General features: G+C 63.8%; 20 protein-coding genes and 1 tRNA gene. 7 read left to right on the top strand and 14 right to left on the bottom strand.

Annotated features, from left to right (window positions below; translation table 11 throughout):
- Entirely contained in the window at positions 1 to 525 is a 525-nt protein-coding gene (locus M8744_RS01005; RefSeq protein WP_251408035.1) for a DUF6446 family protein, read from the bottom strand.
- The gene (locus M8744_RS01000) at positions 525 to 1,454 is read right to left on the bottom strand and encodes a glycine--tRNA ligase subunit alpha (RefSeq protein ID WP_251408032.1); all 930 of its coding nucleotides are present in this window, start codon (positions 1,452 to 1,454) and stop codon (positions 525 to 527) included. The genes M8744_RS01005 and M8744_RS01000 overlap by 1 nt, the downstream gene beginning before the upstream one ends.
- Before the next feature lie 165 nt (positions 1,455 to 1,619).
- Between M8744_RS01000 and M8744_RS00995 the strand changes: the two genes are divergently transcribed.
- Positions 1,620 to 3,368: a serine protease gene (locus M8744_RS00995; RefSeq protein ID WP_251408028.1), complete on the top strand. Its 1,749-nt coding sequence runs from the start codon at positions 1,620 to 1,622 to the stop codon at positions 3,366 to 3,368.
- A gap of 69 nt (positions 3,369 to 3,437) precedes the next feature.
- Here the strand turns inward: M8744_RS00995 and M8744_RS00990 are convergent, their stop codons facing one another.
- Positions 3,438 to 4,106: an FkbM family methyltransferase gene (locus M8744_RS00990; RefSeq protein ID WP_251408025.1), complete on the bottom strand. Its 669-nt coding sequence runs from the start codon at positions 4,104 to 4,106 to the stop codon at positions 3,438 to 3,440.
- A gap of 254 nt (positions 4,107 to 4,360) precedes the next feature.
- Positions 4,361 to 4,446 (bottom strand) — tRNA-Leu (locus tag M8744_RS00985).
- 163 nt (positions 4,447 to 4,609) lie between these two features.
- Here M8744_RS00985 and M8744_RS00980 point away from each other — a divergent pair.
- A complete protein-coding gene (locus tag M8744_RS00980) occupies positions 4,610 to 5,356 on the top strand; it encodes a rhomboid family intramembrane serine protease (RefSeq protein ID WP_251408023.1) in 747 nt (248 codons plus the stop codon).
- Positions 5,353 to 5,709, top strand: a complete 357-nt coding sequence (locus M8744_RS00975; RefSeq protein WP_251408019.1) for a GFA family protein — start codon at positions 5,353 to 5,355, stop codon at positions 5,707 to 5,709. Before M8744_RS00980 ends, M8744_RS00975 begins: the two co-directional genes overlap by 4 nt.
- 3 nt (positions 5,710 to 5,712) lie before the next feature.
- Here the strand turns inward: M8744_RS00975 and M8744_RS00970 are convergent, their stop codons facing one another.
- Positions 5,713 to 6,501: an inositol monophosphatase family protein gene (locus M8744_RS00970; protein ID WP_251408016.1), complete on the bottom strand. Its 789-nt coding sequence runs from the start codon at positions 6,499 to 6,501 to the stop codon at positions 5,713 to 5,715.
- Between the two features lie 83 nt (positions 6,502 to 6,584).
- Positions 6,585 to 7,490 (bottom strand): LysR family transcriptional regulator, encoded by a 906-nt coding sequence (locus M8744_RS00965; protein WP_251408013.1) that lies wholly within the window; start codon positions 7,488 to 7,490, stop codon positions 6,585 to 6,587.
- A 92-nt stretch (positions 7,491 to 7,582) separates the two neighbouring features.
- Here M8744_RS00965 and metF point away from each other — a divergent pair, with 92 nt between their 5' ends.
- Together metF and M8744_RS00955 are read left to right on the top strand one after the other, a co-directional pair.
- Positions 7,583 to 8,452, top strand: coding sequence for a methylenetetrahydrofolate reductase [NAD(P)H] (metF, locus tag M8744_RS00960; RefSeq protein ID WP_251408010.1), 870 nt, complete (start codon positions 7,583 to 7,585; stop codon positions 8,450 to 8,452).
- 54 nt (positions 8,453 to 8,506) lie between these two features.
- Complete coding sequence (locus M8744_RS00955; protein WP_251408007.1) at positions 8,507 to 8,995, top strand: PaaI family thioesterase; 489 nt, start codon at positions 8,507 to 8,509, stop codon at positions 8,993 to 8,995.
- Between the two features lie 51 nt (positions 8,996 to 9,046).
- Here the strand turns inward: M8744_RS00955 and M8744_RS00950 are convergent, their stop codons facing one another.
- Together M8744_RS00950 and M8744_RS00945 are read right to left on the bottom strand one after the other, a co-directional pair.
- Positions 9,047 to 10,117: a T6SS phospholipase effector Tle1-like catalytic domain-containing protein gene (locus tag M8744_RS00950; RefSeq protein WP_251408004.1), complete on the bottom strand. Its 1,071-nt coding sequence runs from the start codon at positions 10,115 to 10,117 to the stop codon at positions 9,047 to 9,049.
- Entirely contained in the window at positions 10,095 to 12,392 is a 2,298-nt protein-coding gene (locus tag M8744_RS00945; RefSeq protein WP_251408000.1) for a xanthine dehydrogenase family protein molybdopterin-binding subunit, read from the bottom strand. Before M8744_RS00945 ends, M8744_RS00950 begins: the two co-directional genes overlap by 23 nt.
- Before the next feature lie 150 nt (positions 12,393 to 12,542).
- On the opposite strand from M8744_RS00945, the gene M8744_RS00940 reads away from it, so the two are divergent.
- On the top strand, positions 12,543 to 12,785 hold the full coding sequence (locus tag M8744_RS00940; RefSeq protein WP_251407997.1) for a DUF6455 family protein: 243 nt from the start codon (positions 12,543 to 12,545) through the stop codon (positions 12,783 to 12,785).
- Here the strand turns inward: M8744_RS00940 and M8744_RS00935 are convergent.
- The gene (locus M8744_RS00935) at positions 12,782 to 13,900 is read right to left on the bottom strand and encodes a type III PLP-dependent enzyme (protein WP_251407994.1); all 1,119 of its coding nucleotides are present in this window, start codon (positions 13,898 to 13,900) and stop codon (positions 12,782 to 12,784) included. The genes M8744_RS00940 and M8744_RS00935 overlap by 4 nt on opposite strands.
- Positions 13,901 to 14,006: 106 nt before the next feature.
- On the opposite strand from M8744_RS00935, the gene M8744_RS00930 reads away from it, so the two are divergent.
- Positions 14,007 to 14,444, top strand: coding sequence for an Lrp/AsnC family transcriptional regulator (locus M8744_RS00930; RefSeq protein ID WP_251407991.1), 438 nt, complete (start codon positions 14,007 to 14,009; stop codon positions 14,442 to 14,444).
- 198 nt (positions 14,445 to 14,642) lie between these two features.
- On the opposite strand, the gene recN is transcribed toward M8744_RS00930, so the two are convergent.
- The 5 genes from recN to ftsA form a co-directional block, all read right to left on the bottom strand.
- Complete coding sequence (gene recN, locus M8744_RS00925; RefSeq protein WP_251407988.1) at positions 14,643 to 16,295, bottom strand: DNA repair protein RecN; 1,653 nt, start codon at positions 16,293 to 16,295, stop codon at positions 14,643 to 14,645.
- Between the two features lie 36 nt (positions 16,296 to 16,331).
- A complete protein-coding gene (locus tag M8744_RS00920; RefSeq protein WP_251407986.1) occupies positions 16,332 to 17,180 on the bottom strand; it encodes an outer membrane protein assembly factor BamD in 849 nt (282 codons plus the stop codon).
- A 126-nt stretch (positions 17,181 to 17,306) separates the two neighbouring features.
- Positions 17,307 to 18,227 carry a UDP-3-O-acyl-N-acetylglucosamine deacetylase gene (lpxC, locus tag M8744_RS00915; RefSeq protein WP_251407983.1) on the bottom strand — a complete coding sequence of 307 codons (921 nt, stop codon included), beginning with the start codon at positions 18,225 to 18,227 and terminating at the stop codon, positions 17,307 to 17,309.
- A gap of 217 nt (positions 18,228 to 18,444) precedes the next feature.
- On the bottom strand, positions 18,445 to 20,067 hold the full coding sequence (gene ftsZ, locus M8744_RS00910; RefSeq protein WP_251407980.1) for a cell division protein FtsZ: 1,623 nt from the start codon (positions 20,065 to 20,067) through the stop codon (positions 18,445 to 18,447).
- Between the two features lie 351 nt (positions 20,068 to 20,418).
- Positions 20,419 to 21,750: a cell division protein FtsA gene (gene ftsA, locus M8744_RS00905; RefSeq protein WP_251407977.1), complete on the bottom strand. Its 1,332-nt coding sequence runs from the start codon at positions 21,748 to 21,750 to the stop codon at positions 20,419 to 20,421.
- Position 21,751: the final 1 nt, after the last annotated feature.

The following is a 21,751-nucleotide window of genomic DNA, read 5'->3' as shown; positions in this document are numbered from 1 at the left end:
TCAATTGCTTTCGGGGGGTTCGGGGCAGTTTTCGGGCACGGGCTGGCCGTCGAATACGACCTCGCCGCAATGGTTGATCTGGTGCCAGACGAAACCGCGGCCATCCGGCAAAACGGCTACGATCCGGTCGATACCGTATTCGATATTCTCGGTTCCCATGAAAGCCAGCGCCCGACCATCGCGCAGCGCGGCGCCGATTTCATCCGCGTCGAAACAATCGAACCAGCCCGGCGCCTCCAAAGGCACGGCACGGTCGTAGGGCTGGTAGGTTTCGGTCAACAGGCCCGGGCTCATCTGGGTGGTGAAACAGGCGCGATAGCGGATCGGGCTGCTATCGGCGTCGATGGCCTTGAAATCCTCGTACAGGATCGGCTCGGGCCGGCCGGTGGCCATGACCGTCACCTGCACGTCATCCGTGCCCGTTACCGGAACCGGCTCGTAGAACGCATAGACCTGCAGGTAATAAATGCCGATACCGGCCGCCAATGCACAGACCACGATCAGGCCCCCAAGAAACTTGCCCATCAGCCGGCATACCCCCCGGCTTCGGTGCGCACGAAGGCGTCGGCGCACATCTTGGCCAAGCTTCGCACCCGCCCGATATAGCTTTGCCGCTCGGTGACCGAGATCACGCCGCGCGCATCCAGCAGGTTGAAGATATGGCTGGCCTTGATGCACTGGTCATAGGCCGGATGGGCCATGACGATGCGATGCCCGGTCTTGGGGTCGGTGTCGTCACAGGCCAGGATCGCGGCACATTCGGCCTCGGCCTCCTCGAAATGGCGCAACAGCACCTGCGTATCGGCCACGTCGAAGTTCCACCGCGAATATTCCTGCTCGGTCTGGCGGAACACGTCCCCGTATTTCAGCGCGATCGGCGCGTCAGGGTCATTGAAGGGCATGTCCATCACGTGATCGATGCCAAGCACGTACATCGCCAGCCGTTCGAGCCCATAGGTCAGTTCGCCCGAAACGGGGTGGCAGTCATGCCCGCCGACCTGCTGGAAATAGGTGAACTGGCTCACCTCCATGCCGTCGCACCAGACCTCCCAACCCAGGCCCCAGGCGCCCAGCGTGGGGCTTTCCCAGTCATCCTCGACAAAGCGGATGTCATGCAGGGCCATGTCGATGCCGATCGCTTCGAGGCTGCCCAGGTAAAGCTCTTGAAGGTCGGGCGGGCTGGGTTTGATCAGCACCTGGAACTGGTAATAATGCTGTAATCGGTTGGGGTTTTCGCCATAGCGCCCATCGGTAGGGCGGCGCGAGGGCTGCACATAGGCCGCAGCCCAGGGCTGCGTGCCCAGGCTGCGCAACGTGGTGGCCGGATGGAACGTGCCCGCGCCCACCTCCATGTCATAGGGTTGCAGCACGGCACAGCCCTTGGCGGCCCAGTAGGTCTGAAGCCGCAGGATGATGTCCTGGAAACTGCGCGGTTTGTCGTGTTGCTGAGCCATTCTCGCCTTCGCCTGACTGCCGGGTGAAATCGCGCGTTCTGCTTACGTGGCAGGCGCGGCGGGGTCAATTGCACGGGGTTGCATAATTTAACGTGCGCCGCGCGCCGGATTTGATAGAAAAGCCCAAAGGGCCGGACCGGCCCAACCGGAGGGACAGGGCAGAAAATGCAACGACTTTTCACGACACTTGTTTTCATCTTTGTCGCAATGCGCGCCGCCGTGGCGCAGGACGACGTGGTCTGGGTCCAGATCGAGGCACGCCCAAGCCTGGCCGAGGCGCAAGACCGCGCCCGTGCCTATGCCGCCGAACTGCCCGACGTGAACGGGTTTTCGCTGGGCGGAGGGTGGTATGGCATCGTGCTGGGCCCTTACACGCGTGGCGATGCCCAACAGGTGTTGCGCGTCTACCGTGCCGAAGGGTCGATCCCGAATGACAGTTTCATCGCGTTCAGCCGCAATCTCGGCCAGCAATTCTGGCCCATCGGGGCCAACGCCCTGAACCGGCCGGTCGCGGCCGACCCCGCAGCCCCCCGGCCCGAGGTGCAAGCAGAGACTGCCGATCCTGATCCCGCGCCACAAATCACGCCCGCCGAGGAAACCCCGCGCGAGGCCCGCGCCTCCGAGGCACTGTTGTCTCGCGCCGAACGCGAAGAGCTGCAGGTGGCGCTGAAATGGGCCGGGTTTTACACCGCCGCGATCGACGGCGCCTTTGGCCGGGGCACCCGCGCCTCGATGGCGCAATGGCAGCAAGCCAACAATTTCGAGGCGACAGGTGTTTTGACCACGCAGCAGCGCGCGGTGTTGATGCAACAATACAACGCCGTTCTTGACGGGCTGGGCCTGCGCGAGGTGCGCGATGACGAGGCCGGAATCGAAATCGCCCTGCCGACCGAGGTGGTGACATTCGAAGAATACGAATACCCCTTTGCCCATTACACCGCCTCGGGCGACCTGCCGGCGACCGTGCTGCTGATCAGCCAGAAGGGCGACCGTGACAGCCTTTACGGTCTTTACGACATCATGCAAACGCTGGAGATCGTGCCACCCGATGGCCCTCGCAACCGCGAGGGCGACAGTTTCGTGCTGATCGGCGAGGCCGCCGATTTCATAAGCCATACCGAGGCGCGCTTGGAGCGCGGCGAAATCAAGGGCTTTACCCTGGTCTGGCCCGCCGGCGACGAAGAACGCCGCACCCGCCTTCTGGGCGAGATGCAAAAAAGCCTGACCCGTTTCACCGGCACCCTGGCGCCCGACCAGATCGGCGATGAACAAAGCGTCGACCTGGTGGCGGGCCTGGAAGTCCGCAAGCCCAAGCGCGCGCGTTCGGGCTTTTTCATCGACCGGGAGGGCAGCGTGGTTACCGCAGCCGAGGCCGTGGACGGCTGCGCGCGGATCACGCTGGACGACGGGTCCGAGGCCGACATCCTGTCATCCGATCCCGATCTGGGCGTGGCCGTGCTGGCGCCACAGGGCGGGCTGGCGCCCCTGGGCGTTGCGACCTTCCAGGATGCTACGCCGCGCCTGCAATCCGAGGTCGCCGTTGCGGGCTATTCCTATGGCGGGTTGCTGGGCGCACCCACTGTCACCTTCGGAACGCTGGCCGATTTGCGCGGGCTGCAAGGTGAAGAAACTCGCCAGCGCCTGACGCTGAGCACCCTGCCCGGCGATACCGGCGGCCCTGTCGTTGATGCGGGCGGCGCTGTGCTGGGTGTGCTGCTGCCGCGCGACGATGCGGGCGGCGGGCGCGCCCTGCCCGACGATGTCAATTTTGCCGCCAATGGCCGCGCGATCCGCGGCCTGCTTGACCAATTGGGCCTGCCGGTGACGACGACTGACACGCTCGCCCCGATCGCGCCCGAGAGCCTGACCACCAAGGCAGGCCAGATGACCGTACTGGTCAACTGCTGGGACTGACGCGCAGCAAAAGCCCGCTTTCTTGCCACAAGAAAGCGGGCCGAAATCCTTCTCCAAGGATTTCGGGGCTCAGATCCAGTCGAGGTTGATCTTGGTGATCGGGTATTTCGCACCCACATCCTCGCGCAGCTTGGCAAAGCGCGGGCGCAATTCCTTGAACTTCTTCTCATGGGTTTCCACCACGGTCAGGGTGATGTTCTCGAACATGTCATCGGCGAACATCTTTTCCATGAGTTCCAGTTCGGCCCCTTCGATGTCCATCTTCAGGAACTTGATCTTGCCATGCTCTTGCAGCGTGGCCTTCACGAATTCGGGAAAGTCGATCAGCTCGACATCCACGGTGTCGCCCTCGGCGGTTGAACGGCCACCTTCCAGGATCGTCGACTTCACCGAGTTCTTGGCCGGGTCGTCGGCGAAACCCTCGGCGCGTTGCAGCTTGACGATGCCCTGCCCGGTGCCCACGGCCACGTTGTGCAGAGTGACATTGTCATAATGTCCCACCCGCGCAGATAGCTGCCCGAACGCGTAGGGGTCGGGCTCGAACGCGTGCACCGTGGCGCCCGATTGGGCCAAGGGCTCGCACACCGCCCCGACATTCGCCCCGCAATCCAGCACCACGTCGCCGGGTTCAAGCATCGACACGATGCCCTGCATCATCCCCTCGGATCGCGCATTCTTGATCTTGCGCTGCATTTTCCAGCGCGCGCGGCGCTGCTCTTTCTTCTGGTCGTCCAACATGGTCACTGGTTCCTCTGACCGGGGTCTGCTTGTCCTGCCCACGTTACCGCATCGGGCGAAAAGCCGTCTACACAAGCGCGCGGCTTTGGCGCTTTGCGGATATTTTTTTATCTCAGTGACGACGGAACACCACAGTCCTGGAACGGTATTCGGGATTGTCGATGCCATCGTTCACGTCGGCAGCCTCGCCCTTGCCCGGCAATTCCCGCGCAGGCAACGTCAACAATCGGCGGGAAGGGTTTCCCGATGCGGCCTGGTACGGGCGGCCGGACTCGAACCGGCACGGGCTTTCGCCCCAGGGATTTTAAGTCCCATGTGTCTACCATTCCACCACGCCCGCGGGGAGTCAGACCGGAGCCGAGTGTTAGCGCGGGCGCGCCTGGGCAGCAAGAGGATCGGGCGCAATCCGGGCGTTTGGCGCGCGCTGGCAGCACAGGCGGCAATAGCCTGCCGCCTTGAAGCCAAGGCTTGACCCCGACCGGATATAGGCCAATGTCGCATCCATGTTCCCGATCCGCGATCACAACCCGTCGAGCCGAACGCCCTACGTCACCTACGCGCTGATGGCGGTGAATATCGCGGTGTTTCTGCTGTATTGGCCGACAATGACCGACACCCGGACGGTCATGCAGTTTTTCGATACCTGGGCGATGCGCCCGGTCACGATCAGCGCGGGCATGGACTGGCACACTGTCGTCACATCGATGTTCCTGCATGGCGGCTGGATGCATATCATCGGCAACATGCTGTTTCTCTGGATCTTCGGCGACAACATGGAAGATGAGATGGGGCATTTTTCGTTCTTCACGTTCTACATGGCCTGCGGCATCGGCGCGGCGCTGGCCCATGTGGCGGCCGCCCCCTTTTCGCAGGTGCCAACGGTGGGCGCGTCCGGCGCCATTGCCGGTGTGATGGGCGGCTACCTTCTTTTGTTTCCCAGGGCGCGGGTCGATGTGCTGGTGATCTTCATCATCTTTTTCCGCATCTTCCCCGTTCCGGCCTGGGCCATGCTGGGGCTGTGGTTCGGCTTGCAGGTGTTTAATGGTGTGGGCGCTGACCTGAACGGTGGCGGCGTGGCCTACTGGGCCCATGCGGGCGGCTTCGTGATAGGGTTGGCGCTGACGTTGCCGCTGTTCTTGCGGCGCGGCGGATCATCTTACTGGGCACGCACGCGCGGCCTACCGCCTCACCCTGAAGCGAAATACACCCTGCAACGCAGCAACATCCCAACCGTGCGGAGACGGCGATGAAAGCCACTTGCCATTGCGGCGCGATCGAATTGCAAATTACTCCCGGCCAGCCGCTGGACCGGGCCAGCCGCTGCGATTGCAGCTTTTGCCGCCGCCGACAGGCCGCGGCGGTCATGGTGCCGCTTGAAGACTTGGAGGTGGTGAAAGGTGCGGACACGCTGACGCTGTACCAATGGGGCACGAAAACCGCGCGCCACTATTTCTGTTCGGTTTGCGGAATCTACACCCACCACCAGCGCCGGTCGGACCCGACGCAATATGGCGTCAACCTCGGCTGTATCGACGGGGTCAATCCGCGCGATCATGAACCTTTGCGCTGGACGGACGGCGTGAACCACGTCTCCGACAGATAGCGGTCAGGCGTCGCGGATCACCTTGGCGAACTGGGTGAACACCTCGCCATTGGCCACGATAAGGTTGCCGCCCAGCGGGTCTTGCCCGTCGCGCAGCCCATCGGCCAGGCCGCCCGCCTCGGTCACCAGCAAGATGCCGGCGGCAACATCCCAGATGTTCAGTTCACGCTCCCAATAGCCGTCATAGCGGCCGGCGGCCACGTAAGCCAGGTCCAGCGCGGCCGAGCCGAAGCGGCGCACGCCTGCACATTCGGGCATCAAACGCGCAAGATCCTGCAGCGTGGCGGGCAGCGTGCGCTTGGCGGCAAAGGGAATCCCCGTGGCAAAGACCGACTCGATCATCTTCTTGCGCCCCGAGACGCGCAGGCGCTTGTTGTCGTTCAGCCACGCGCCCTGCCCCTTCTCGGCATAGAACATCTCGTCCTTGGCGGCGTCATAGACGACACCGGCAACGATCTGGCCCTTGTGCTCCAGCGCGATGGAAATCGCCCAATGCGGCAGGCCATGCAGGAAATTCGTGGTGCCATCCAGCGGATCGACGATCCAGCGGCGGGTGGGGTCGGTGCCTTCGATACCGCCGCCCTCTTCGGCCAGCCAACCGTAATTGGGGCGCGCGCCCAGCAATTCCTCTTTCAGGATGGCCTCGGCCGCGATATCGGCCTTGGACACGAAATCGCCGGCGCCCTTCATCGACACCTGCAGGTTTTCCACTTCGCGGAAATCCTTGACCAGCGACCGCCCCGCCTTGCGCGCGGCCTTGATCATCACGTTCAGATTTGCGCTGCCCTGCATACCAATCGCTCCTGTCTGTCAGACCGCGCCTATACGCGCCAAGCGCGCCGATGCCAAGATGCGATTTCGGCAATTCAAGCTGTTCAGGCGGCCTGCATCCGCTGGGCCTCGGCGCCCGCAAGGCGGATGAGATCTTGCATATACGGTTTTTCAAGGTCTTCGGTGCGGGTCGCAGCGTAAAGCCGTCGGGTGATGCCCAGTGCGGTCAGCGGCCGGGTCACGTAATCGCTGGAATATTTCACCTCGCGCACCACCCAGTCGGGCAACACGGTAACCCCGCGATTGCTGGCCACCAGCAGCAGTATCACCGCCGTCAACTCGGCCTGCCGGATGGCGGCCGGCTCGACCTTGGCGGGTGTCAGTAGCTGGCTGAACACGTCCAGACGTGAGCGTTCCACCGGGTAGGTGATCAATGTCTGGCCGCGGAAATCGTCGGCCTCGACATAAGGTTTGGCCGCCAGCGGATGCTGACTGGAAGCGACGAAAACCGGATTATAGTCGAAAAGGGGTGTAAAGGTGACCCCCGGCAGATCTTCAGGGTCCGAGGATACGACCAGGTCCACTTCTTCCTTCATCAATGCGGGCAGCGCATCAAAGGCAAGCCCCGGGCGAATATCCACATCGACATCAGCCCAGCTTTTGCGAAACTCTTCCAGCACCGGGAACAGCCATTCGAAACAGGCATGACATTCGATGGCAATGTGCATCCGGCCCGCGTGGCCCTCGCGCAGCCCTGCGAATTCGGCCTGTAAAGCCGCGACTTCGGGCAGGATCTTCTCTGCCGCGCGCAACAGCCGCAACCCGGCTGCCGACAGCTTCAGCGGCTTCGAGCGGCGCACGAACAGCTCGACGCCGGCCTGCTCCTCGATCCCCTTGATCTGGTGGCTCAGCGCCGATTGGGTGATGTTCAGCTGTTCGGCCGCCTTGGCCAGCCCACCAGCCTCGTGAATGGCCTTGATCGTCCGAAGATGACGGAATTCGATATGCACCTATCAATCGCCTCATGTAGATGTTCAATATTATGAAGTTGTCTCACAATGCATCACGTGGGACAAGGCGTGAAACCAAAAGGACAGTTCCCATGCGCACGCCCGACGTATCTTTTGAATTCTTTCCGCCACAGAACCTCGAGGCGTCGTTCCGCCTGTGGGACACGATCAACGTGCTCGCCCCGCTTGAGCCGCGGTTCGTTTCGGTCACCTATGGTGCGGGCGGCACCACGCGCGACCTGACGCGCGACGCCGTGGCGACCCTGCACAAGACCAGCGGGCTGACCGTGGCCGCGCACCTGACCTGCGTCAATGCCAGCCGTGAGGAAACGCTTGAAATTGCCAACGGGTTCGCCGAGGCGGGCGTGCGCGAAATCGTCGCCCTGCGTGGCGATCCGCCCAAGGGCAGCGACGGGTTTCAACCGCATCCCGATGGTTTCGCGAACTCGATCGAACTGATCGAGGCATTGGCGGACACCGGGAAATTTACCATCCGCGTGGGTGCTTATCCCGAGAAACACCCGGAATCGCCCGACGCGACGGCGGATGTCGAATGGCTCAAGCGCAAGCTGGATGCCGGTGCCGACGAGGCCCTGACCCAGTTCTTTTTCGACACCGAGACCTTTTTCCGTTTCCGCGACGCCTGCCAAAAAGCAGGGATTGACGGCGACCGCCTGACACCGGGCGTGCTGCCAATCGAGAACTGGAAGGGTGTGCGCAAATTCGCGTTGAAATGCGGCACCTCGGTTCCGGCATGGCTGGACGATGCGTTTGACAAGGCGATACGCGATGACCGCACCGACCTGCTGGCCACGGCGCTTTGCACCGAGCAGTGCAGCGAACTGATCGAGGGCGGCGTGAAACGGCTGCATTTCTACACACTCAACCGCCCTGAACTGACACGCGATGTTTGCCACGCGCTAGGCGTGACGCCGAAGGTGCAACTGGAAAACGTGGCGTAACTCTTGCCCCCGAAATGCGCCGGGGTAGGCTCGGCGCAACAACGGGGACATGACATGACTGACCGCCACTACGCCACATCGCCCGAAGAGCTTCCCAGCCTGGCTGAAACCGTCAGCAGATCAGGGCTTGAAACGATGCAGATGGTGCTGGACGGCCGCGTGCCCGGCCCGCCCATCGCACAGGCGTTGAATTACTGGATCACCGAGGTTGAAGAGGGTCGCGTTGCCTTTGAGGGTGTGCCCGAATTCCAGTACACCAACCCAATGGGCACCGTTCATGGCGGCTGGTATGGCACGCTGCTGGACAGTTGCATGGCCTGCGCCGTGATGACCCGCGTGCCCCGGGGGCATTTCTACACGACGCTGGAATACAAGGTAAATATCCTGCGACCGATCAAGCTGGGCCAGCAGGTGCGCGCCACCGGGTGGTGCCAACATGCGGGCCGCTCGACCGGCATCGCCAACGGCGAGATCCGCGGCGTCGAGGATGACAAGCTTTACGCCACCGGCTCGACCACCTGCATCATCATGAAGGCGGGCTGAGCGGGAAGCGCCCCCGCCAATTGCGGGCACAGGCCCGCGTTTGCAACGATATCAGGGTTGAACCGGGTCGCCCGAGGGCGCCGCCAGGCCGGGCGTGGCATGGGCCACGGTTTCATGCAACCGCTCGCTGCGGTCTGCCCCCACAACGCGCTTGCGACGCAGCAGGAACAGCTTGCCCACGCCACGCCACGTTCCGATCGAGGGCGCGGCGGGGTCGCAGGGAAACCGGGCCCGCCAGCCATCGGGCAGCGGCAGGCCGCATATCTCGGCGCGTTCCAGCATCCACACCAGCGAAACATTTGCCAGGGGCCGGGCAGGCTCGAACCCGCCCAGGTGCCCGCCCACATCGCCATGCGTGCCCCGGAACCAGACCTGCTCGATATGCGGGGCCGCATCGGAGCCGGACGTTTCCCACAGCACCGGGGTATAGACGCTGCGGGTTTCATCCAGCGCCAGCGCGTGAAACCCGTGTTGCACCGACGGGCCCAACGCGTGGCTGTGAAACGCGTTCCTTTCCGGCGACCATTGCCAAAGGAACGGCAGGCGCAGCCCCAGCGCTTTGACAGTGTCCCATATCCCGACCATCTCGATCTCAACTCGGGCATGACAATGCGTGTCGCGGAAAACGCGCGCCACCTCGCTGCCGGGTGCAGACTGGTAATGACGATAGGCGATCTGCACATTGCGTTCGGTCGCGCATTCGGCCCGCAACAAGCCCACGCTGTCGATCACGCCCGCCAGGCTGCGCACCGCATAGGCCCCGCGCGAATACCCCATCAGGAAAATCCGGTCGCCCGGCCGGTATCGGCTGGCCAGGTAGCCATAGGCCCGTCGGATCTGCCGGTTGATGCCACGCCCCAGCATCACATCGGTGGTGCTGCGCCAGTCGCACCACTGCAAGCCCGGCTCGTAATAGACATTGACCGGCGCACCGATCGCGCCCAGCAGGCGGCATGTCAGCCCGGCATTGCTTTCGCAGCCCGGTTCGAGCGAGCTCATCGTGCCATCCAGGATAATCACATGGATCAGCCCGCCATTGCGCCGCATGGGGGCCGAGCGCCGGACCTCCTGGCCCGGCCAGACCCAGTTGAAGATCCGTCTATGCAGCTGTCTCCACGGCATCGTTCAGCATGTTCCACACCCGGTGCGGGGTAAAGGGCATGTCGGCGCGGCGCACCCCGCGCGTCCACAGCGCATCCATGACCGCGTTCGCGGTGGCGGCCATCGCGCCCACGGTGCCGGCCTCGCCGCAGCCCTTCATGCCCATGATGTTCGCAGTCGAAGGCACCGGCTCGGTTTCGAAGGTAATCATGGGTAGATCATCGGCCCGCGGCATCGCGTAGTCCATGAACGTTGCCGTGAGCAGTTGGCCATCGGCGTCGTACACCACGCTTTCCGTCAGCGCCTGGCCCACTCCTTGCGCCACCCCGCCATGCACCTGGCCCTCGGCCAGCATCGGGTTGATCAGGTTGCCGAAATCGTCGACCACCGAATAGCGGTCCAACGTCACGACACCGGTGTCGGGGTCCACCTCGACCTCGGCGATATGGGCGCCGTTGGGGAAACTGCGCGCCTCCAGCGTGGCGCGTGCCTGGTGCATCAGCAGATCGTCACGGCCATCGGCGCGCGCCATCTGTGCCGCCTCCATCATCGTGGGCGTCAGGTTCGAGCCGGGCGCGCGGAATGTCTCGTCGTCAAAGCTGACCTCGCTTTCCTCTACGCCCATCTTCTCGGCCAGGTAGGGTGTGAAAGCCGCGATCATCGCATCGACCGTGGCCAGCGTGGCATTGTTCTGCACCGTGACAGAACGCGAGCCCCCCGTTCCACCGCCCTTTTCGATCCTGTCGCTATCGCCCTGGATCACGGTGATTGCTTCGAACGGGATGCCGGTCTGATCGCTCAGGAACTTGGCATAGACGGTTTCGTGTCCCTGCCCGTTCGATTGCGTGCCGACATAGATTAACACCGTTCCATCCTCGTTGAACTCGACCTTGGCGCCCTCGGACGGGTCGCCCAGAATGCTTTCGATATAATAACACAGCCCCATCCCGCGCAGCCTGCCCTCCGCCTCCGAGGCGGCGCGGCGCGCGGCAAAGCCATCCACATCGGCGGTGCGCGCCGCGTGGTCCAGCACGCGGGGAAAGTCACCCACGTCATAGGTTTCGCCCGTCAACGTATCGTAGGGGAATTGCGCGGGCTGGATGAAACAGCGGCGGCGCAGCTCCCACGGGCTGATATCCAACTCACGCGCGGCCATGTCCATGGCGCGTTCGAGCACGTAAATCGCCTCGGGGCGGCCGGCGCCGCGATAGGCATCTACCTGGGTGGTGTTGGTGTAATAGCCCTCGACATGCAGATAGGTTTTCTGGATGTCGTAAACCCCGGTCAGCACGCGGCTGAACAACTGCGTCTGGATGGGTTGGCCGAACTGGCTGTTATAGGCGCCAAGGTTGCATTTCGTATCAACGCGGTAGGCCAAGAGTTTCAGGTTCTCGTCGAACCCCAGCGCCACCTCGTGCACCAGGTCGCGCCCGGCATTGTCGCTCAGCATCGCCTCGGTGCGTTCGGACATCCAGCGCACGGGGCGGCCCAGCTTCATCGCCGCGTGGGCGCACAGGAAATACTCGGGATACGTCATGGCCTTCATGCCGAACCCGCCGCCCACGTCGGGGTTGGTGACGCGCACGTTTTCCTCGTCAAGCCCCAGGATCTTGGCCAGTTGTCCCTTGGGGCCCCACACGCCCTGCCCGTTCACCGACAGGTGCAGGCGCGTGCCATCCCATTCAGCAAAACAACCGCGCGGCTCCATGGAGTTGACGATGACACGGTTGTCCTCGACCTCCATGCGGACCACGTGGGCGGCATTTCTCAACAGGTCGTCACAGCCCTCTTCGTCACCCGTGCCCCAGTCGAAGGCGCGGTTGTCGGGCGCCTCGTCATGCAGCGCGGCCCCTCCCCGGGCCAGGTCCAGCTTGGCCGGCAGATCGTCGATATCCAGCACGATGGCTTCGGCCGCATCGCGGGCCTCGGCCATGCTTTCGGCGATAACCATGGCCACCGGCTCGCCCACGAAACGCACCTTGCCTTCGGCCAAGAGCGGCCGACGCGGGGCCGCACCCTTGGTGCCGTCGCGGTTGTCAACCACCGTGGCCACCATGCCAGAGGTAATTTCCGCCGCACGCAGATCCTCGGCCGTCAGCACGAGCTGGACGCCCGGCATTTCGCGCGCCTCGGCCACGTCAAGCTCGGTGATCGTGCCATGCGCCTGCGAGGCACGCAAAACCAGCGCATGGAGTGCGTTCTGCGGCGCGATATCGTCAACATACTGCCCCCGTCCGGTGAGAAAGCGCACATCCTCGACCCGCTTGACCGGCTGGCTTTTACCGAATTTTTCCATGTTCGTCCCCTCGCGCAACTGTGTTTGGGCGAGACTAGCCTATAGCGCCACACTGTCCAGTGGATGCTTGATGCAAATCAAGGCGGGCATGGCACCTTTCGTGTCTAATGAACAGTGTAAACCAATCGGATGCGTCGAAAGGATGCCACGATGTTCAACAAGCTGGAACTTCATGCAGACCTGGTGAACGGCATGGCCAACAAGGCTGATGTCGACCTGGGCAATGAAATCATGTCGGGCAAGCTCAGCCCCTCGGCCCTGCGCGGCGCGGTCTTGCTGTGCACCCATTGCACCCATGTGGGCGAATGCCAAGGCCACCTGCGTGACGGGGCACAGGGTGACGTGCCCGGCTTCTGCCTGAACAAGCAGATGTTCGAGGCGCTCAAACCCTAGGCGACCGTCACCACCTGAGACGGGCCATACCCGTTGAACCGTGTGGCCAATGCCAGCGAATAGGCGCCCATGCCGGAAAACAGGACGAAATCGCCCTCTTCGGTATCGGCGGGCAGCGCCAAGGGGTCGGGCAGCCTGTCCAGGCTGTCGCATGTGGGCCCGAAGGCCACCACAGGCTGCACGCGCCCGTTGCGCGCGGCGCCGTCGGGCGCGATGACCCTGACACGATCGCCCGGGCCTATGTCACGCCATTCGGCCAGCGCACCGTAGACCCCGTCATTCAGAACCATCCGCCCCGGCCCGCGACGCGCCTTGATGCGCGTGGCCAGGGTATAGGCCTCGGCGACCATGGCCCGTCCCGGCTCGCAAACCAGCGCGGGGGCGTCTTGTCCAAAGGCGCGTGCGGTCTCCGTCGCGATGCGGGCGAAAATGGCCTCGAGGTCGGGCGGCGCCCCGTTACGATGCGCGGCAAAACCGCCGCCCACGTTCAACCGTTCCAGCCGCACGCCAGCGCGCGCGGCAATGCCAGCACACGCGCCGATATAGCGGGCCCAGGCCGCGGGATCGGCGCATTGCGTGCCCGGATGAAAGGTCATCGCCGGGCGCGCGCCCAGTTCGGCCACGCGCCGCAGCAGAGTTTCGGCCAGTTCGGGGCATGCGCCGAATTTCTCGCCGAAATCATAGGCCGCGCCGGGCACGGGCAAGGCCAGGCGGACAGAAATTTCTCGGCCCGCGATGCCGGTCAGCTTGTCCATCTCTTCAAGCGAATCCACCGAGCACGATGCCACGCCCATATCCCACGCCACCGCCACCTCGGCGGGGCTGCGCACGGGGTTGTTGTAATGCAAGACGGCATCCGGACACACCGCGCGCACGGCGGCCATTTCGGCGGGTGAGGCGACGTCGAACGCGCCCAGCCCGGCGGAACAAAGGTTTTCAAGCACCTCGTCGCGCGGATTGGCCTTGACGGCATAGGTCACCAACCCGGGAAACCCGCTCTGGAACCGCCGCGCGGTGTCGCGCAAAATACGCGGCGCAAAGAACATCACCGGCGCGTCGGGCTGGTGACGCCGCAACCAGGTTTCGGGGTCGGGGAAAGGGGTCAAGTCCTGCATCGCGCGCCTCGTTGCCATTTGTTTCAGCAAGTGTGCGGGGCGAGCACGTCGGAATCATGCGTCACAACGCTGGAATTGCCATGATTATTCGGCATAATGCCAGCTAATGACACAGATTGACGAAACCGACCGCGCGATCCTGGCCCTTCTCGGCGAAAACGCCCGCACGCCTGTCACCACGATGGCAAAGCGCCTGGGCCTGGCACGTACCACGGTGCAGGCCCGGTTGGACCGAATGGAAACGCAAGGCGTGATCCAGGGCTATCGCGTGCAAATGGGCCAAGGCGCGCCAACGCGGCTGCGCGCCACGGCCCTGTTGCAGATTGAGCCACGCAGCGGCCCCGCTGTTCTGGCGCGGCTCAAATCCCTGCCTCAAGTGGAATGTGTGCACACCACCAGCGGTCGCTTTGACCTGATCGTGCAACTGAGCGCCGACAGCACCGAGGTGCTGGACGACACGCTGGACCGCATCGGCGAGGCGCGCGGCGTGCGCAGTTCGGAATCGCTGATACATCTCAGCACGAAACTCGACCGTGCGCCGTAGCGCGGACAGCGACACTCCATGCCCCTGCAAGCCACTGTTACAGCGCGGAATGTCGAAGCCACGGCCTGGATCACGTGGTCGCAAGGCTCGCTTGCACCCGCTTGTCCACGGCTCGACGCCGGGGGCGATACGCGTTTCCGCGCTTGCCGCGTTCTCCCCGAGAACGCGGCAAAAATCATTCCTTGAAGGATCTTCGCCCTAGCCCGCAAGCAATGCCCGCGCTGCGGCGCGGGCCTCGTCGGTGACGGTATCGCCCGATACCATGCGGGCGATCTCGTCGATGCGCGCTGTTTCGGCCAGGGGCACCACGGTCGAAAGCGTCATATCGTCCACGACATGTTTTTCCACCCGCCAATGATGCGCACCAAGGGCCGCAACCTGTGGCGAATGGGTGACCACCAGAACCTGCCCACCATCGGCCAGCGCCGACAGCCTGCGCCCCACCGCGTCGGCCGTGGCGCCCCCCACGCCGCGGTCGATCTCGTCGAAAATCATCGTCACGCCTCTGTCCTCTGCCGTAAGGCAGACCTTGAGCGCCAGCATGAACCGGCTGAGTTCACCGCCAGACGCGATCTTGCCCAGAGGCCCCGCCGGGGCGCCGGGGTTGGTGGCCACGGTAAAGGTCACGTTGTCACGCCCGTCGGGCCCGGGGTCGGCCGCCGTGATCTGGGTGGCAAAGACCGCACGCTCCATTTTCAGCGGGGCCAATTCGGTTGTCACAGCCCGGTCTAGGCGCGCGGCCGCATCGGTGCGGGCATCTGTCAGGGCCTGCGCGGCCGCGTCGTAAGCCGTTTCGGCCTTGGCCACGCCAGCTTGAAGCGCGGCCAGGTCGGCGTCACCCTGGTCAAGCCTAGACAGCCGGTCGCGCAGCCCCGCTGCAAACTCGGCCAGGTCATCGGGCAACACATCGTGTTTGCGGGCCAGGCCGCGAATGGCGAAAAGCCGCTCTTCGGTCTCTTCCAAGTCATGCGGATTGAAGGCCAGTTGTTCCAGCGCCGTCTCAAGGCCAGCCACGGCATCGGCGACGTCGCCCAAGGCCCGCCCTACCGCGTCGAGGGGCGCATCAAGCGTGCCCTCGGCCTGTCCGGCCGCCCCTTCCATCCAGCGCAGCGCGTCTCCCATGGCACCCTCGGCGCCCTCCAGCCCCAGCACGGCATGGGCGCGAGCGATATCTTCGCGGATCTTCGCGGCCCCCTGCATCAGGCGGCGGCGGCGATCAAGCTCGGCCTCTTCGCCAGGTTCAGGCGCCAGCTTGTCAAGCTCGTCCACCGCGTGGCGCAGGTATTCCTCCTCCGCGCGCACCTCGTCCAGCGCGGCACGGGCCGTTGCTTCGGCCTTGCGGGCCTCGCGCAGGGTGCGCCACGCCGCACGGGTTTCGGCCAACAACGCGCCCAGGTCGCCGTAGCTATCCAGAAGCGCCCTGTGCCCACGCGCATCCAGCAGGCCGCGATCATCATGCTGCCCGTGCAGTTCGACCAGCGTATCGGACAAGCGCCGCAACACCTCGCCGGAACAGCGCCGGTCGTTGACCCAGGCAGTCTTACGCCCGTCGCGGGTGTTCACACGACGCAGGATCAGGCTGTTTTCCTCGGCAGGAATCCCGGCCTCGTCCAACACGGCCCGGGCCGGGTGGTCTGGGGACAGGTCGAACTCGGCCACCACCTCGCCCTGCTGGGCGCCTTGGCGAACCAGCTCGGCGCGGCCACGCCAGCCCAGAACGAAGCCAAGCGAATCCAGCAGGATCGACTTGCCCGCCCCGGTTTCGCCGGTCAGCACGTTCAAACCGGGCCGGAACGCAAGGTTCAGCCGGTCGATGATCAGAATGTCGCGTATTTCAAGTGCGCGCAGCATGCGAGTGTCGTCGGCCGGGCAGGCGCCCGGCCCCCTTCAAAGCCACTTGCCCTGGATCATCTGGCGATAGACCTGCGCCAGCCACCCGTCACCTGCGGCCTCCAGTTCCAGCCCGCGCCCTGTCAACAGCTTGTAGCTGTCTTCATACCATTCGGTTCCCCGGAAATTGTAGCCAAGGATCGCACCCGCCGTCTGCGCCTCGTTCGTCAGGCCCAGGCTCAGATACGCCTCGACCAGGCGGTGCAAGGCTTCAGGGGTATGGCTGGTGGTCTGGAAATCCTCGACCACCACGCGGAAGCGGTTGATGGCGGCGCCGTAATGATCGCGCTTGAGGTAGTACCGCCCGATCTCCATCTCCTTGGCGGCCAGGTGATCAAAGGCAAGGTCGAATTTCAACACAGCCGAGCGGGCATATTCGCTTTCAGGGTAGCGTTCGATAACCGTCCGCAGCGCCTGCAGGGCCTGGAAGGTCAGCCCCTGGTCGCGCCCGACATCGTCGATCTGGTCATAATAGCTGAGCGCCAGAAGATATTGCGCATAGGCCGCATCATCGTCGGTGGGGTAGAAATCAATGTAACGCTGCGCGGCCGACCGGCTGTTCTCGTAATCCTTGTCGCGGTGATAGGCAAAGGCCTGCATGATAAGCGACCGCTTGGCCCAGTCTGAATAAGGGTAAAGCCGCTCGACCTCGGAAAAATAGAATGCCGCGTCGCCTCCGCGCCGCCGCTCCAGCTCGTATTCGCCGCGCTCGAAGATCTGCTGCGCCGTGTAGTTCTCGACGGGCACTTCGCCCCTCGAAACCCTATTGGCATCGCCGCATCCCGCCAGAACGGCCAAGGACAGAACAATGCCTAAACCTCGTGCTGCCGGTTTGACGCCTGTCATGCTCGATCTCTTCCTTCCAAGGACCCGTGCCGCCGGGCGAACCCGGCGCTTGAGGACGGTCCTAGCACAGAAAATTTCGGTGCAAAACGCTTTAGACGCAAATTCTGCAACCGGGCCAAGCCGGGGTCAGGCAACGTGGCGCATTTCGCCAGGATGCACACCCGCGCCGGGCAGCCGCGCCGACATGGCTGCATCGCATGTAACCCAGCGCCAAGACAGCGGGCGGTCGAACAGGGCGCGCAGCAAATCGTTGGTCAACGCGTGACCTGCCCGGTGCCCGGTATAGGCGGCAAAAAGTGGCGCACCGGCCAGTGACAGGTCGCCCAGGGCATCCAGCATCTTGTGGCGCACCGCCTCGTCGCGGTGGCGCAGGCCACCGGGGCTGAGCACGCGGTCGCCATCGACGACAACGGCGTTTTCAAAGGTGCCGCCAAGCGCAAGACCATTGGCGCGCATCGTATCGACATCGGCTTTGCGGCAGAATGTGCGGCTGTCGCACAGTTCGCGCACGAAGCTGCCGTTGGACATGTTCAGCACCTTGTGCTGGCGGCCAATGGCAGGATCGGTGAAATCAATGTGAAAGTCGATGGTCAACGTGGCGGCAGGGTCTAGCCGTGCCCACGCGTCGCCCCGACGCACCTCGATCCGCTCGAGAACCTCGATCGCGCGTACCGGGCTTGCCTGCTGCGACACACCACATGCCAGGATCTTGGACACGAAATGGGATGCGCTTCCATCGAGGATAGGCACTTCGGGTCCGTCGATGTCGATCAGTGCGTTATGCACGCCGCAACCGGCCAGCGCGGCCATGATGTGTTCGACCGTGGAAACCGTCACGCCCTGGGCATTTTCCAGAAGTGTGCAGAGCGGCGACTGGTTTACCGCATCCCAACGCGCCGGAACGCGATTGTCCGCCAAGGGCAGATCGGTGCGACGGAACACGATTCCATGATCCACCGGCGCCGGGCGCACGATCATGCGGGCAGGCTTGCCCGAATGCAGGCCAACCCCGGAAAAGATCACGGCTGTGTTCAATGTTGCTTGCACGATACCCTCGATTCAACGCGGCCTTGGAGCCGCCTTGTTGGGTAACTATGGTCTGGGCGCCTTGGGCTCAACTCAATCTTTGTAACGGTCTGAAACATGACGACCATGGATCGGCGGGGTTTCGCCCCTGCCCCGAAAAAACCCGTTTAACCCACTATGTTTAAAAATAAAAAAGCCGCCCCAGCGGGCGGCTTTTCCTTGCAATCGTGACGTGGCGTCAGTTCGCCTGGCGGCGCAGGAACGCCGGAATCTCGATCCGTTCCTGGTCGGGATCGGGCTCGGACCGGTGCTGCGGCTGGGCCTCGGCCTGCTGGCTGCGCACCGGCGGCTGTTGGCGTTGGGCTTGCTGCGGCTGGCCTTCGCCATGACCCGTCATGCGATTGATCAGCGAATTGATGCCGAAACGCGGCTTGTCGGCCTCGGTCGCGCGCGGTTGCTGTTCCTGCTCGTCGGGCTGCTGTTGCGGCTGCGTACGCCCGGCTGCCGCGCGAAGACGCGCCAGTGCCTCGGGCGAGGGCGTGCCCGGTGCAGGCGCCTTGGGCGCGACAAAGCTTTCGGTTTCATCTTCGTACTCGTCCATCGCACGCGACTGGAACTCGGCCACTTGCGGGCGATAGGCCGGCGGCGGCAGATCGTCCTGCGCTGCGGGGGCAGCCGGCTCATCTTCGAAGATGTCTTCCATCTGTTCTTCGGCGGCGGCGCGTTGCGCATCCAGCCCTTCGAACAAGGTCGGTTCGGGGATGGTGGACTGCGCGGCAACCTGCGGCGCCTCTTCCACGGGTGCGGGTTCCGGCTGCGCCTCTTCGGCGCTCACGGTCGGCTTCAACGGCGCAGCCATCGAACGGCGCGGCACGGGCATCTCGTGGCTCATGTCGCTTGCATCGATGCCGGTGGCAACCACGGACACGCGCATGTTGCCCTGCAGATCGGTATCCAGCGTGCTGCCCACGATAATGTTCGCATCCGGGTCCACCTCTTCGCGGATGCGGTTGGCAGCCTCGTCAAGTTCGAACAGCGTCAGGTCGTGCCCGCCGGTGATGTTGATCAGAACGCCCTTGGCGCCCTTAAGGCTGATCTCGTCCAGCAGCGGGTTCGCTATGGCCTTTTCGGCGGCCTGGATCGCGCGATCTTCGCCCTCGGCCTCGCCGGTGCCCATCATGGCCTTGCCCATCTCGTCCATCACGGCGCGCACGTCGGCAAAGTCGAGGTTGATCAGGCCCGGACGGACCATCAGGTCGGTCACGCCCTTCACGCCTTGGTAGAGCACATCGTCGGCCATCGAGAAAGCCTCGGTGAAGGTCGTCTTCTCGTTGGCCAGCCGGAACAGGTTCTGGTTGGGAATGATGATCAGCGTATCGACCACCTTTTGCAGCGCCTCGACGCCATCCTCGGCCTGTTTCATCCGCTTGGCGCCTTCGAACTGGAAAGGCTTGGTCACCACGCCGACGGTCAGAACGCCCAACTCCCGCGCGGCCTGCGCGATGATCGGGGCGGCGCCGGTGCCGGTGCCGCCGCCCATGCCGGCGGTGATGAAGCACATATGCGCGCCGGCCAGGTGGTCGACGATCTGCTCGATGCTTTCCTCGGCCGCGGCGGCGCCGATTGTCGCCTTGGCGCCTGCCCCCAGACCCTCGGTCACCTTGACCCCCATCTGGATACGATTTTCCGCCTGGCTTTGTTGCAGCGCCTGCGCGTCGGTATTGGCCACAACGAAGTCACAGCCTGTCAGCTGCTTTTCGATCATGTTGTTGACCGCGTTACCACCGGCCCCACCCACACCGAAAACGGTGATGCGGGGTTTCAGCTCGTCATGTCCGGGCACCGAAAGGTTCAATGTCATGGTTTATCCGCCTGTGATTTTGGCCCGCCTGACCGGGCATTTTTCTGCGCTTTTCCCCTCCAGTCTTACCGATAGACCCAGGCATCGTCACGAAAAAAACGCAATTTCCCTACAAAATATGGTCTGATTTCAGGGTCTGTTTGCGAGATTTCGCCGAAATGCCCAGATTTTGCGGAACTGGCCTGCGCGACACATATCGCAACAATGCGCGCCCAGAATCACACTGCGCGAACGACCCGTTTCATCACCCATGTGGAAAGCCTGCTCGACCCTCCGATTTCAGCACGTTGCCGCTGTGGACAACTTGTGGATAAGTTAACACGCGACGCCCGATGCGTCACGGGGAAATCCTCACCAATTATCCTTGAACCATTTCACCGCGCGACGCAGGCTGCGCGCCGGGTAGCGATCGACCGGCAGATCGAAATCCCACCATTCGTCTTGCGGGTTGGCGGCAAAAAGGCACAGCCCCACCGCGCTGGCAAAGGCCGGGCCCGTGGCGGCCTGCGGCAGGCCATGCACACGCAAGGGTCGGCCCAGGCGCACCTGTTGGCCCAGGATGCGGCTGGCCAAACCGTCAAGGCCGGGAATCTGGCTTGCGCCACCCGTCAGCACGATCTGCTGGCTTGGCAGGTGTTCGAACCCGGCCGCATCGAGCCGCGCGCGCACCTCTTCCAAAATCTCTTCGACGCGCGGTCGCATGATCCCGATCAGCTCGGCACGGCTGACCGAACGGCGGTCATGCTCCCAGTCGCCGGTTTCGCCGCGTATCTCGATCATCTCGCTATCGTCGCGTCCGGTGGCGACGACGCCGCCGTAAAACGTCTTGATCCGTTCGGCCACGGGCGGGGGCACCGACAAACCCAACGAGATATCGCTGGTCACATGATCGCCGCCCATGCGCACCGTGTCGGCGTAGATCATGTGCTTCTTCATGAAGATGGATACGCCGGTGGCCCCGCCGCCCATGTCGATGCAGGCCGCACCCAGTTCCTGTTCGTCCTCGACCAGCGCCGAGATGCCCGAGACATAGGCCGAACTGGCAATACCCGCCAGCTCCAGGTCGCAGCGCTTGACGCAATGCGCAAGGTTCTGGATCGCGGTATCCTCGACCGTCAGCATGTGCATGTCACAGGCCAGGCGCTGGCCCATCTGGCCGCGCGGATCGCCCAGCCCCGAACGGTGGTCGAGCGCGAAATTCACCGGCTGCGCGTGCAGTACCTCGCGCCCCTCGCCAAAATCGGGCACGTCACAGGCCGAAAGCACGCGGCTGACATCCTGCTCGGTCACCACATGTCCCTGCAACTCAAGCTCTCCGGCGACGCCATAGCTGCGTGGCTGCGCGCCCGAGAAACTGGCAATCACGTGATCGACACGCATGTTGGCCATCTTCTGTGCCGCCTGCAGCGCGGTGCGGATCGCACGTTCAGTTTCCTGCATCGCGTGGATCTCGCCGAACTTGACCCCGCGCGACCGGGTGGTGGCCGCGCCGATCACGCGAAAGCCCGCCTGCCCCGCCATCGGGCCTATACCCTCGACATCCAGCCGCTCCGCCCCGTCGAAGCGCAGCACGAGACAGGCAATCTTTGAACTGCCCACATCCAGGATCGCCACAACGCCGCGCTGCATTGCCGCCTTGCGCATGTTGCGCATCGCCCGCTGGGTTTCATAGAGTTCGATCATT

Source organism: Lutimaribacter degradans, from assembly GCF_023703375.1.
Classification (GTDB): Bacteria; Pseudomonadota; Alphaproteobacteria; order Rhodobacterales; family Rhodobacteraceae; genus Lutimaribacter; species Lutimaribacter degradans.
The sequence above is the reverse complement of the archived record's forward strand: the minus strand, read 5'-3'. Positions and strand labels throughout refer to the sequence as shown.